The 240-nt window shown below is 61.2% G+C and carries 1 protein-coding gene; it reads right to left on the reverse strand.

Features of this window, described 5'->3' with window-relative positions:
- Positions 1-240 (reverse strand): hypothetical protein (locus SB773_RS34325; RefSeq protein ID WP_410594989.1); only part of this gene is annotated, 240 nt, incomplete at both ends.

Genomic DNA, 240 nt, shown 5'->3' on the forward strand with positions numbered 1-240 from the left:
GTGCTTGCCTATGATGTCCGCACCTCCGTCGACGCGTTCGACACGCGCCTCATGCGCTGCATGTGCGTACCACTGTGCGTCGTGCACAGTTGCGTAGGCGTCGGTCGTGCCGTAAAGAATCAAGGTTTCGATGTGGACACGGGGGACAACTAGGTCCGGCTCCTCGAAAGCGCGACGGTCGGCGACGGTTCCCGCGTCTCCTTGAGTGAATGCGGTCTCAAGCATCCGCTGCAAACGGTC

It is taken from the genome of Bacillus sp. SIMBA_074, from assembly GCF_046534555.1.
In the GTDB taxonomy this organism is placed as follows: domain Bacteria; phylum Bacillota; class Bacilli; order Bacillales; family Bacillaceae_G; genus Bacillus_A; species Bacillus_A mycoides.